10 protein-coding genes are annotated in these 13366 nt (G+C 31.7%); 5 read left to right on the top strand and 5 right to left on the bottom strand.

All coding sequences use genetic code 11. The features are described 5' to 3' along the window. Window positions 1–127 precede the first annotated feature (127 nt). From secG to miaB, 5 genes are read right to left on the bottom strand one after another with little or no spacing between them, the layout of a single operon-like run. Window positions 128–484: a preprotein translocase subunit SecG gene (secG, locus tag KO500_RS03320; protein ID WP_215955079.1), complete on the bottom strand. Its 357-nt coding sequence runs from the start codon at window positions 482–484 to the stop codon at window positions 128–130. Continuing rightward, window positions 485–1429 (bottom strand): hypothetical protein, encoded by a 945-nt coding sequence (locus KO500_RS03315; RefSeq protein ID WP_215955078.1) that lies wholly within the window; start codon window positions 1427–1429, stop codon window positions 485–487. A 9-nt stretch (window positions 1430–1438) separates the two neighbouring features. Beyond that, complete coding sequence (locus KO500_RS03310) at window positions 1439–1957, bottom strand: LptE family protein (RefSeq protein WP_215955077.1); 519 nt, start codon at window positions 1955–1957, stop codon at window positions 1439–1441. Between the two features lie 17 nt (window positions 1958–1974). After that, on the bottom strand, window positions 1975–3252 hold the full coding sequence (locus KO500_RS03305) for a sigma-54 interaction domain-containing protein (protein WP_215955076.1): 1278 nt from the start codon (window positions 3250–3252) through the stop codon (window positions 1975–1977). Between the two features lie 2 nt (window positions 3253–3254). Then, a complete protein-coding gene (gene miaB, locus KO500_RS03300) occupies window positions 3255–4703 on the bottom strand; it encodes a tRNA (N6-isopentenyl adenosine(37)-C2)-methylthiotransferase MiaB (protein WP_215955614.1) in 1449 nt (482 codons plus the stop codon). A gap of 287 nt (window positions 4704–4990) precedes the next feature. On the opposite strand from miaB, the gene KO500_RS03295 reads away from it, so the two are divergent. The 5 genes from KO500_RS03295 to KO500_RS03275 all read left to right on the top strand — a co-directional run bounded on the left by KO500_RS03295 (window position 4991) and on the right by KO500_RS03275 (window position 13307). Next, complete coding sequence (locus KO500_RS03295; protein WP_215955075.1) at window positions 4991–7357, top strand: TonB-dependent receptor; 2367 nt, start codon at window positions 4991–4993, stop codon at window positions 7355–7357. An 11-nt stretch (window positions 7358–7368) separates the two neighbouring features. Beyond that, the gene (locus tag KO500_RS03290; RefSeq protein ID WP_215955074.1) at window positions 7369–8613 is read left to right on the top strand and encodes a DUF4374 domain-containing protein; all 1245 of its coding nucleotides are present in this window, start codon (window positions 7369–7371) and stop codon (window positions 8611–8613) included. Window positions 8614–8711: 98 nt separating this feature from the next. After that, entirely contained in the window at window positions 8712–9362 is a 651-nt protein-coding gene (locus KO500_RS03285) for a class I SAM-dependent methyltransferase (RefSeq protein WP_215955073.1), read from the top strand. Between the two features lie 201 nt (window positions 9363–9563). Further along, window positions 9564–12080 carry a type I DNA topoisomerase gene (gene topA / locus KO500_RS03280; RefSeq protein WP_215955072.1) on the top strand — a complete coding sequence of 839 codons (2517 nt, stop codon included), beginning with the start codon at window positions 9564–9566 and terminating at the stop codon, window positions 12078–12080. A gap of 69 nt (window positions 12081–12149) precedes the next feature. Further along, window positions 12150–13307, top strand: a complete 1158-nt coding sequence (locus tag KO500_RS03275; RefSeq protein WP_215955071.1) for a formimidoylglutamase — start codon at window positions 12150–12152, stop codon at window positions 13305–13307. The last annotated feature ends 59 nt before the right edge of the window (window positions 13308–13366 follow it).

Below are 13366 nucleotides of genomic sequence, written 5' to 3'. Positions count from 1 at the left end.
ATGATTTATTAATTTCTTGGATATATAAGACAGAAATTATGCCATTGCTAATTTACTGACACTTTGTAAAACAAAAAATGCCAGCTTGTCATAAGCTGGCATTTTGTAACTGTATGTAGTGTATTGTTTACTCTGAATCTGTAGCAGGAGTTTCTGCATCAGGAGTAGCAATAGGCTCAGGTAATGTATCAGGAATTGTATTCTCAATACTGTTACCTTCTAATAATTTAGATTCTGATTGTGCGTAGTTATCTTTTAAAGAAATATTCGATAATAAGATTAATACGATTAGCAATGTTGCTAAAGTCCAAGTACTTTTATCTAAAAAGTCACCTGTCTTTTTAACCCCACCAGCTACTTGGGTTCCACCGCCACCGAAAGAAGATGATAATCCTCCTCCTTTTGGGTTCTGCACCATAATAACCAACATTAATAAGATACTTACGATGATTATTAGAACTAAAAATATTGTAAACGTGTTCATTTATTTATTTTCTTTTTGTATTTTCTGTACTAATTTAATTTGGCTTGCAAAGAAACTACTTTTTTCTGGATATTTCAAACTTAAAATTTTATATGCTTGAATTGCTTTTTTGTACTTTTTTTGCTCTAGATAAACTTTAGCTAATGTAACCGTCATTAACTCATTTTTATCCATTTTTCTAGATTTTTCAATACCTGTGATAGGTGCTGTTTTTTCTTTAGGAACAATTTTTGGATTTTTTTCTATAAATTGATCTATTAAATCAAATTTTTTCTTTTTTGAATGTGCCTCTTTTTTTGGTGTTAAAGTTGCTGATTTAGACTTTTCTTCAAGAACTTTTACTTCATTTTTACGCTCAATTGGCTTCTTTGTAGCCAATTCCATCCATTCTTTAAACGAATATTTTTCCTTTTTAGTGAACGGTAGTGGGCTTCCAATAGTATTTTCGTCTTTATCTATTTTTTCCACTTTTTTTTTAAGCGCAATTTCTTCATCAATTTTTGGGTCTTTTGATGAAAATAAAGAAGGGTCTAATATTTGTTCAGCATCTTTTATATTTTGTGGTAATGCCTTATCTGTTTCTAACTCTTTTTCCTCAATTAGAGGTGTAATTTCTTTATCAGCGATTACAGTTTCAAATTCAATGTCTTTTTCTTTAAGAGGTAAGATTTTTCCGGAAATACTATCAGCAATACTATTTTGCAAGAACTCTTTTGATGTAATAAAATCAAACAAAATGTCTCTGTCAGCTGTATAAGCCGCTGTAGTTTTTAGAGCGCTGTTGTATTTAAAGCTGTTGAGGTTTCTTAAGCCTTTTAATTGTAGGGCTCTGGCAACTTGAAAATAAGGAAACTCATCCAGAATATCATCTAGCTGATTTGTTTGAACAGGTGAAATAACCTTTTCAGGATGTTGTAATAAAAATGTAAAATCAGATACATTCATAGTTTTAATTTACCAGTCTGCTAATGATGCGTTAAAAATATCTTGGTGTATTCTATCAAAAATTTCTTCTAATGCTTCATCTTTAATTGAGGCGTAGCTCACTGTGGCACCATAATCATAATAGAATGAAAATTTTTGATCAAAATCAACTTCTTCTTTTGTTTTATTAAAAAAACGAACGTTAACACTCATTGTTAATCTGTTTTGTGCTGCTGTTTGATCGGAAGTTGCTGTCATCGGTGTAATTCTGTACTCAGTTATTTCTCCTTCATAAAGCAAATCACCACCATTAGAAGTTAAGTCTAAAATGGTTTGATTTTGAATATAATCTTGTAAGCCAGTAGTAAAATCTCGTTCTAAGCCAGGTTCAAAAGTTGAACCAGGAGTTTGGGTTGCATAATTTTGAAAAAGATTTACTTGAAATGTTTTTGCTGTACCAACATCACCACCTGTAAAATTATAAATACCACAACTACTTAAGTTTAACGTGATAAGCAGGATGAATGAATAAGTGATTATTTTTTTCAATGTTTTATATTTAAATTTTATAAATCGTATTGTTTTATCTTACGGTATAAAGTACGTTCAGAAATACCTAGTTCTGCAGCTGCTGCTTTTCTTTTTCCTTTGTTGCGTTCTAAAGACTTTGTGATTAATTCAATCTCTTTTTCTTGTAAAGATAAGGTTTCTTCAACTTCTATTTCTTCAGCAAAATGGTATTTGTCTTCTACAATTGGCTTACTGAAATTGGTTTCGTTTTTTGGTTCAGGTAAATGTAATATTTCATTAATTTCTTCTTCTCTATGAGAATAGTCTACATCGTCATTATCATTTTTACCGTATATTTTTCTAATCAATGTTTCATTTTCTTCTTGAACCTTACCTGTGTCATTGTTTTTAAGCAACTCCATAGTTAGTTTTTTAAGGTCATTTAAATCACCTTTCATATCAAAAAGAACCTTGTATAGTATTTCTCTTTCGTTGCTAAAGTCACTTTCTTTTTTATGCTTATCAACTACTGCGGGTAAATTAGAGTCGCTGGCATTTGGTAAATAGCTAAGTAAAGTACTTGATGAAATACTTCTTTTTTCTTCTAAAACAGAGACTTGTTCCGCAATATTTCTTAGCTGACGAATGTTACCGGGCCATCTATATTTTAAAAGTAAATTAACCGCTTCATCATCTAAGCGAATGGTAGGCATTTTATATTTCTGACCAAAATCAGAAGCAAACTTTCTAAATAATAAATGAATATCGTCTTTACGATCTCTTAAGGGTGGAAGATTGATTTCAACAGTACTCAGTCTGTAGTACAAATCTTCTCTAAATTTTTCTTTTTTAATGGCTTCAAACATATTTACGTTTGTAGCGGCAACTATGCGAACATCAGTTTTTTGTACTTGCGATGAACCTACTTTTAAAAATTCTCCATTTTCAAGTACACGTAATAAACGCACTTGTGTTGTTAATGGTAACTCACCAACCTCATCTAAAAATATAGTTCCTCCATCGGCAACTTCAAAATAACCACTTCGGGTTGAAGTTGCACCTGTAAAAGCGCCTTTTTCATGACCAAAAAGCTCACTATCAATTGTTCCTTCAGGTATAGCTCCACAGTTCACAGCAATATATTTAGCATGTTTTCTGTGTGAAAGCGAATGTATTATTTTAGGCATCGCCTCTTTACCAACACCACTTTCACCTGTAATTAATACAGAAATATCTGTTGGAGCAACTTGTATAGATTTTTCAATAGCACGATTTAGTTTTAAATCGTTACCAATAATTTCAAATCGTTGTTTTATGGCTTGTACTGATTCCATTTTTAGTTGTTTTCTGAAAGTTCCACTGCTTTACCTAATAGGGTTGCTGAAGTACAGTCAGTAATTTTTACGTTTACAAAATCACCTACTTTGTAATTTTCTTTAGGGAAAATAACAACCGCATTGTAAGGGTTTCTTCCCATCCAGTCATTCTCTGATTTTTTAGATGTACCTTCAATTAAAACCTCTTCTATTTTACCAACATGTTGTTTGGTTCTGTAATGACCAGCTTCGCGTTGTACAGCAATAATTTCGGCAAGCCTTCTCTTTTTAGTTGTTTCAGGTACATCGTCTTCTAGTTTTCTCGCGGCCATTGTTCCTGGTCGTTCAGAATACGAATACATATAACCAAAATCATATTGTATTTTTTCTAGAGCATAAAGTGTAGCTTGATGGTCCTCTTCAGTTTCTGTAGGGAAACCTGAAATCATATCTTGAGAAATAGCACAATCAGGTAAAATGCGTCTAATATTATCTATTAATTCAAAATACTCTTCAATAGTATGTAGCCTATTCATTTCTTTTAGAATGCGGTTACTTCCACTCTGTACAGGTAAATGTATGTGTTTACAGATATTCTGGTATTTTGCGACTGTTTCAATAACATCAAGTGTCATATCTTGAGGGTTTGATGTAGAAAAACGAATACGCATTTTTGGAAATGCTTTTGCGACCATTTCTAATAGGCTAGAAAAATTAGTCGCTGTTGCTTTTTGCATTTCAGTAGCATTTACAAACTCTTTTTTAAGTCCGCCACCGTACCATAAATAACTATCTACATTCTGACCAAGTAATGTAATTTCTTTAAATCCTTTATTCGATAAATCTTCAATTTCTTGTAAAATAGATTTAGGTTCTCTACTACGCTCTCTACCCCTTGTGAAAGGTACAACGCAGAACGTACACATATTATCGCAACCTCTTGTGATAGAAACTAAAGCACTAACTCCGTTAGTGTTTAAACGAACAGGTGAGATGTCGCCGTAAGTTTCTTCCTTTGATAAAATAACATTTACGGCATCACGACCTTCATCTATTTCTTGAATAAGATTAGGTAGATCCTTGTAAGCATCGGGGCCTACAACCATATCTACAATTTTCTCTTCTTCTAAAAATTTACTTTTTAAACGTTCGGCCATACAACCCAAAACACCAACCTTCATATGTGGGCGATCTTTTTTTACAGCGTTGTATTTTTCTAATCGTTTACGAACTGTTAATTCTGCTTTTTCACGAATAGAGCAGGTATTTACTAAAACTAAATCGGCTTCTTCTAATTTTTGAGTGGTATTAAACCCTTCTTTTGAAAGAATGGAAGCTACAATTTCACTATCAGAAAAATTCATAGCGCAACCATAACTTTCTATATAAAGTTTACGGTCATTACCTATTGTTTTTTCAATAGCAAGACTTTGTCCTTGTATATCTTCATTTATAATCTTCTCTTCCATATATAATTCGAAACTGAATTGGCAATTTGTTTGCAAAGATACTATTTTTAGATAGGTTCTGTCAAATTGGCAGTTAAAATATTTGAAATTTTACTGTGTTAGTAATCTTGAATCTGTAGCAAGAATATTTATTTAATATAATCTGTGAGAATTGAAAATGAGCTCAACTTCTACTTTTTCTGTTTAGAAATAGTTTTGTGTATTATTTTTTTAAAAAAAATGTTTGAATTTATTGATTACTGTCTATATTTGACAAAATTTATTTAGACTTAATATAAATAGTGATCATGAAGTTAGTTAGGAAATTGTATTTTGGTCATTTAGTATTTTTAATGTTTCTTTTTTTTTGTTTAAACTCGTTTTCACAACAAATTGAGGGTGTTGTTTTAGATACAAATGAAGAACCAGTGATGGGGGCATATGTTTATTTGAATAATGCTGATGTTGTTTTGTCTGATTACAATGGTGAGTTTTCTTTCGGCTCTTCTTTAAAAGAGTTTACACTTAAAGTAAGAGCGGGTGGTTATGTTGATTTGCAAAAAAATATAGTGTTGAATGATGGTGTTCCAATTCATCTAATATTACAAGAACAAATTAATCAATTAGAAGGTGTTGTTTTAATTGGAAAAACAGAGGCAGAATTAATACGTGAGGAGGCTTATGCGGTTGAAGTTATTGAAAGTAAAATATATCAAAACCTATCAGTAAATGCAAATGCTATTTTAAATAAAGTCCCAGGTGTTAATATTAGGCAATCTGGTGGACTAGGAGAAGATGCGGTAATGTCTTTAAATGGTTTGTCTGGTAGTCAAGTTAGAGTGTTTATAGACGGTATCCCAATGGAGTTTTTTGGTTCTTCATTAAGTCTAAACAACTTTCCTTCAAATTTAATAGAACAAATAGAGGTTTATAAAGGTGTTGTTCCAATTCACCTCTCGTCTGATGCTTTAGGGGGAGCCGTAAACTTAACGACTAATAAAAGTCAAAAATCTTTTTTAGATGCTTCTTATAGTTACGGGTCATTTAATACGCATATAGGTTCATTGAACGCTCAATTTAGAGATGATAAAACCGGATTTACAGCTCGTGTAAAATCATTTTATAATTATTCAGATAATAATTATAAAATAGATGTTAATTTATTGAATACAACCACAGGAAATTACGATGATTTTACTACTGAAGTAGAGCATTTTTATGATGCTTATGAGTCTAAAATGGGATGGTTGGATCTAGGATTTACAAATACTAGTTTTGCAGATGAGCTAATGGTAGGTTTTATGTATTCTGAAAATTATGACGAGGTGCAACAGCCTGAAACTGCTATAGGAGATAGTGAGCAACCTTATGGGGAAGTTTTAGAAAAAGAAAATAACCTTATCTCTACATTTAATTATTCTAAAAATCATTTTTTTATTGAGGCTTTAAGTCTCGATTCTTACATAGTTTATGTTGATTCAGAATATAGATATACTAATATTAGTGAGGATGTTTATGATTGGTTTGGTAATAGTACATTAGAAGAAGATGGAACGGGAGAAGGTGATGCTAGGCAAACTGATTTAACGTTAGATTCTAGAAATTTATTAGGAAATTTTAATATTGGTTATGCTTTTTCAGAGACTAGTAATTTGGCATTTAATTATAATTTGAATTTTTTAGATTTAGAGGGTAGTGATCCATTTAACACAGAAAATAGTACTAGATTTAGTGACCCTATCTCTTTTAATAAACAAGTTTTAGCAAGTAGTTATACAAGTGCTTTTTTTGATGATGAGTTAAAAAGCACATTTTTTGGGAAGTATTACAAATATACTCAGAACAGTACAGATACGAATTATTCAGGGGATGAATTTATAGATACCTCTACAGATTATGGTCACTTTGGTTATGGTTTTGCGCTTTCCTATTTTTTAAATAATTTTCAATTTAAAGGTTCTTTTGAGCATGCGGTAAGGTTTCCTGATGTAATTGAGTTATATGGAGATGGTGTTGGGTATGATGCAAACCCATATCTAGAACCAGAAGAAAGTAATAATTTTAATTTGGGCGGTATATTTAAGACTGCAGTAGATAAAAATAATATTATACTTTCTGTAAATGGCTTTATTAGAGATTCAGAGAACTTCATTTTTGCACAAAGACAAGGAACAACTATAGTTTATGAAAATTTAGAAGATGTTTATACAACTGGTTTAGATTTTTCTGCGAATTACAATTACGATAATAAAATCAATTTAAATATTGCTGGAACCTATGTTAATCAGGTTAACAATCAAGAGTTTATTGCTGGAGGTGAAAATTCTCTATATAAAGAAAGAGTGCCAAATGAGCCTTATTTATATGGTAATATAACCTTGTCTTATAATAAAGGCAATTTGTTAAATAAAGAAGATAATTTCTCTGTTACTGCTAATCAAAATTATGTCCATGATTTTGATTATAGATGGAGCAATTTAGGCTTTTCTGACACAAAGTATGTAATACCATCACAAACAACAACAGATTTAGATTTTGTTTATAGTTTGAAGAACCAAAAGTATAATTTTTCTTTTGGAGTTTTAAATGTTTTCAATAGGGTAACTTATGATAACTTATTTCAGCAAAATCCTAGAAGATCAATGAATTTTAAGTTTAGATATTTTATAAATTAAATAAATCAAAAATGAAAGGGAAAATTAATTTTAGTTTAAAAATGAGTGTTATATTATTGTCATCACTGTTATTTATTCAGTGTAGTGAGGATGATTCTGATTCTGTAAGTGTAGAGGATGAAGAAGCTACAACAGAAGGTTCAAGTTATTACGTAGGTATTGAATATGGTTCAGATGGTGCAGATTATTTAAGTGTAGCTGAAAGCTTGTCTGAAGGTGTAGTTTCACCTGTTAACAACGGTTTTGAACAACTAGCGTGGGCAAGTTATATTCAAGGTGAAGATCAATTATTTAGTATTGTTTCTTCTGCATTAACAAGTTATGCAGAAGACGAAAATGGTAATTTGTCAGAAGGATCATCTGTTACTACAAGTTTAGGTGTTTATGCTTATGATGTTGTTGATGAAAGTACGTTAGTAGCAATTGGATCGCCTTGGTATTCAGCAGGTAGTAGGGATATTTATGTTATAGATACTGATGTAATGTCTATTACTTCAACTGTTGAAACAGAATTAGGTAATTATACAGATTCTGAGACTGGTGAAGAAATTTATTCAATGCCTTCTGGTGCAAAAGTGGCTGGAGATTATCTTTTCATTTCCTACTATTTGGTTGATTTAGATGGGAATGTTATTGAGGAAAATAAAGCTAAAGTAGCTGTGTACTCTTACCCTGGTTTAGAGTTGCAAAATACAATTACTGATGATAGAATTGCAGATATTGGACGTTATTATTCTGAATATGGAATTGTTGAAGATGAAAATGGCGATGTTTATGTAATGTCTAGTTCTTCTTTAGCTTGTGGTTGGTATCCTGTTCCTACAGTAAATTCTGGTCTTTTAAGAATTAATAGTGGAGAGGCTGATTTTGATGATAGTTATTATGTAGATTTTGAAACTATCAGCAGTGGTTATAAATTAAATGATTTATACTATGTTGGTGATGGTAAAGCGGTAGTTAGAATTTTATCTGATGATAGTGAAGCATGGTCAACATATTCTCCTAACTCAGAGAGTCCTGTGTTATCTTTTGGAATTTTAGATATTTATGAAGGTTCATTTACTGAGTTGTCGGGAGAAATGGAACTTAGTGGCGGTGGCTGGAATGGTGTTGTCTTTGTTGAAGATAATACGGCTTACGTAGGGGTGAGTAATTCTGATTATTCAGGGGTATATGTTATAGATGTAGAAAACGCAACAGTAGTTGAAGGTGCTGATATAGATGGTAATTATGCAAAGGCTATTTTAGGTCTATAATAATTATTTTCAACTTATAAAGAAAGCCTGTACTGATATGTATAGGCTTCCTTGTTTTTATAAAGTATTTTAGCATTTATAAGAAACAAAGTTGCGTTATGTCTAAAAAAAAACGCTGGTCAACAAAAGCCGTGATGCATCAGATTTATGAGAATAATATGTGGGGCGGAAAAGAGAATGATTTTTATTCGGGTGATGGTTCGCATGATAATAAAATTGTAGAACCTTATATAAATGTGATGATACAGTTTTTTCAATCTTTTAGAAAACCTATATCAGTTTGTGATTTGGGGTGTGGTGATTTTAATGTGGGAGAAAAGTTAGTCGCACACACCAGTAGCTATATAGCGGTTGACGTGGTTGATAGCCTAATTGAAAGAAATAAAGAAAAATTTAAGTGGGATAACTTGGCTTTTAAATGCCTTGATATTTGTATGAATGAATTGCCTATTGCTGATTGTGCGATAGTTCGTCAGGTAATGCAACACCTGTCTAATAATGAAATTTTAGAATTGGTTAAACAATTTAAGAAATATAAATATTTGATTGTAACAGAGCATATTCCTAATGCCGAGTTTAAGCCAAATATAGATATAGTTACAGGCCAAGGTATTCGGTTAAAAAAGAAAAGTGGCGTATTGCTAACAGAAGAACCTTTCAATTTAAAAACCGTTTCTGAAGCGAGAGTTTTAGAAATTGAACATGATGATAAAAGCTTGATAGTTACGACGTTATATGTAATGTTTTAATAAAGTTTAAAAAATGACTATATAGTCCAAATTGTATTTTTTACAATTAAATTAAATGTAGTTAAGTAATAGTTTTGTAAAATCATATTTAAATAAGGTGTCTTTTTTTAGGTGCTTTTTTTTATTTTTATAAGCTATATATTAATGTTAAGGTGTAAAATTAAAAAATTGGTATACTTTTGTAATACCAAAAACTAGTTAATGGCAAAGAATTTAGTAATCGTAGAGTCACCAGCAAAAGCAAAAACCATTGAAAAATTTCTAGGAAAAGATTTTAAGGTGGAATCAAGTTTTGGTCATATCGCAGATTTACCTTCTAAAGAATTGGGGGTAGATGTTGAGAATGATTTTGAAGCAAAATATATTGTTAGTAAAGATAAAGCAGCATTAGTAAAAAAATTAAGAGATTTATCTAAAAAAGCAGAAACAATATGGCTAGCTAGTGATGAGGATCGTGAGGGAGAAGCTATTTCTTGGCATTTAGAACAAGAACTTGGTTTAGATAAATCGAAAACTAAACGTATTGTTTTCAATAGTATTACTAAGTCTGCAATACAAAAAGCTATTGAAAATCCAAGGGAAATAAATTATGACCTTGTAAATGCACAACAAGCAAGACGTGTTTTAGATAGGTTAGTAGGTTACGAATTATCACCAGTACTTTGGAAAAAAATTAAACCAGGACTTTCAGCTGGTAGAGTACAATCTGTAGCAGTGCGTTTAATTGTTGAAAGAGAAAGAGATATTGAAGCTTTTACGCCAGAAGCATCTTTTAAAATTACAGCGCAATTTAAGACTGCAGAAGGAAGTATTTTTGCAGCAAAATTAAATAAGACATTTAAAACTAAGGAACTTGCAAATGAATTCTTGAAAAAGAATTTAAAAGCAAATTTCGAAGTAGCTAGTTTAGATAAAAAACCAGCGAAAAAATCACCAGCAGCGCCATTTACAACTTCAACATTACAACAAGAAGCATCTCGTAAATTATACTTTTCAGTAGGTAGAACCATGCAAGTAGCACAACGTTTGTATGAAGCAGGTTTGATTACTTACATGAGAACCGATAGTGTAAACTTATCAAAGGAAGCGTTAGATGCTGCAAAAGAGGCTATTGAAGAACACTACGGGAAAGAATATAGTAATTCTCGTAATTATGTAGGTAAGTCTAAGGGGGCACAAGAGGCTCACGAAGCAATTAGGCCTACAGATATGAAACGCCATTCTGTTTCATTGGAGCGTGATCAAACAAAATTATACGAACTTATTTGGAAGCGTACATTAGCTTCTCAAATGAGTGATGCACAATTAGAACGTACAAATGTAAAAATCAGTTGTTCTGGTCATACCGAAGAATTCTCTGCAAACGGAGAGGTAATCAAATTTGATGGCTTCCTTAAGGTTTATATGGAAGGACTTGATGATGAAGATGTAGCAGAAGAACAAGAAGGAATGCTTCCTGCAATGAAAAAAGGAGAAGCATTAGATAGTAACTATATTACAGCAACAGAACGTTTCACTAGACCTCCGTATAGGTTTACTGAAGCATCTTTGGTGAAGAAATTAGAAGAACTTGGTATTGGTAGACCATCTACTTATGCGCCAACAATTTCTACAGTTCAAAACAGAGGTTATGTTGAAAAAGGTACCGTTGAGGGTGTTGAGCGTAAATATGTTCAATTGGTTCTTGAAAATGATGCTGTTAAAGAGAAAGATTTAACAGAAACTGTAAATTCAGAAAAAGGTAAATTAGTGCCAACTGATATCGGTATGATTGTGACAGACTTTTTAGTTAGTCATTTTTCAGGTATCATGGAATATAACTTTACAGCGAAAGTTGAAGAAGATTTTGATGATATTGCTGATGGTAAAGAGGATTGGCAAAAAATAATGAAATCTTTCTATAAAGATTTCCATCCGAAAGTAAAAGATGTAGAAGAGAATGCTGATCGTGCTAGTGGAGAACGTATTTTGGGTAAAGATCCAAAATCGGGCAGACAAGTATTAGTGCGTTTAGGTAGATTCGGACCAATGGTGCAAATTGGATCATCTGAAGAAGAAGAAAAACCAACTTTTGCAAGTTTATTGCCAACACAATCTTTAAATACAATTACGTTTGAAGAAGCAATGGAGCTTTTTACTTTACCAAGAAATTTGGGAACGTATGAAGGTGAAGAAGTGTTAGCTAATGTTGGCCGTTTTGGTCCGTACGTAAAATTTGGGGATAAATTTATTTCACTTGATAAAGGTGAAAGTGCTTTTGATGTTGGGTTAGATAGAGCTATTGAGTTAATTGTTGCAAAGCAAAAAGCAGATGCGCCAATTGCTACATATGAAGACCTTGAGGTAACTAAGGGTGTTGGGCGTTTTGGACCATTTATTAAATGGAACGGAATGTTTATCAATGTAAATAAAAAATACGATTTTGATAATCTTACTCATGATAATATTGTTGAACTTATTGAAGTTAAAAAACAAAAAGAGATTGATAAGGTTATTCACGATTGGAAAGAAGAAGGTATACGTGTAGAAAAAGCCCGTTGGGGAAGACACAATGTTATAAAAGGTAAAATAAAAGTAGAATTATCAAAGGATGTTGATGCTACTAAAATCACCTTGGCTCAGGCACAAGATATGATTGAGAAAAAAACACCTAAGAAAAAAACAAGGGCGAAAGCCAAGCCTAAGGCAAAAGCCAAAACAGCAACAAAAAAGAAATAATTTCTAAAGTACATGGTTATCAAAATCATGTACTTTTTTTAAATAATAATTTAATACAGTAATTTTTTAATGGCATTCGATTTTTTAGTTCCAGTTAATGATAAATTATTAGCACATTGCGAGCTTCTACCAGCTCAGGCATTAGGGAATAAAATACACAAGCATACTTCAAAAGATGGTTTACCAGAAATGGCCAAAGCATCATTTGCAATTATTGGTGTAAATGAATCAAGAAATGCCTTTGAGAAAAAAACAGAAAAACTTAACCTTTTTGATATTCGTCTTCAGTTGTATAAGCTAATGACAGGCAATTGGAATAGTTCTATTATTGATTTAGGTGATATTGAAGAAGGTGAAGCTGTTACGGACACTTATTTTGTGGTAAGAAAAGTTGTTGCAGAGTTGTTAGAAGATGATGTTATTGCAATTGTAATAGGTGCAACTCAAGATATAACTTACCCAACATACAGAGCTTTTGATGACCTTAGGAATATGGTTAATTTAGTTTCTGTTGATAGTAGATTCGATTTTGGTGATAACGATGAACTTATTTCTTCTCATTCTTATATGAGCAGAATTATTACAGATCAACCTAATAATCTGTTTAATTTTTCAAATATTGGTTATCAAAGTTATTTTTGTGCCCAAGAAGAATTAGATTTAATGGAGCGTCTGTTTTTTGATAGTTATAGGTTGGGGGAAATTTCATCAAATATAGCTCTAGCAGAACCTGTTCTAAGAGATGCTAATATTGTGAGTATCGATTTAAGGTCAATAAAAGCAAGTGAAATATCAATGTCGGCTAACTTTTCACCAAACGGTTTTACAGGAAAAGAAATTTGCGCGATAGCTAGATATGCAGGTATTAGTGATAAAGTAAATATTTTTGGTGTATACGAGGCAGATAATACGCCTCAGTCATACCAAATTATTGCACAAATTATATGGTATTTTATAGAAGGGCATAATTATAGAGTAAAAGAGTCTCCGTATGTGAAAACTGAAGACTTTACAAAGTATATTGTTCCGACTGATGCAGATGATTTAATCTATCATAAAAGTAATCTTACCAATAGATGGTGGGTAGAAGTGCCAAGTATTTTATCTTCACATAATAAATCAAATTTAGCAGCGTTATTACCTTGCACGGAACAAGATTATTTAGATGCTTGTAATCAAATAATTCCTGAACGGTGGTTTAAAGCTTATAAAAAAGGCTTTAATTAATAAAAAATTAAAAGGATAATGCAATTAACACAATAAATTGTTTAAAACTAAGTTTTAGA

The sequence above is a fragment of the Cellulophaga baltica genome, assembly GCF_018861125.1.
In the GTDB taxonomy this organism is placed as follows: domain Bacteria; phylum Bacteroidota; class Bacteroidia; order Flavobacteriales; family Flavobacteriaceae; genus Cellulophaga; species Cellulophaga baltica_A.
Note: the sequence above shows the minus strand (reverse complement) of the source record. Positions and strands in the feature narration are given on the sequence as shown.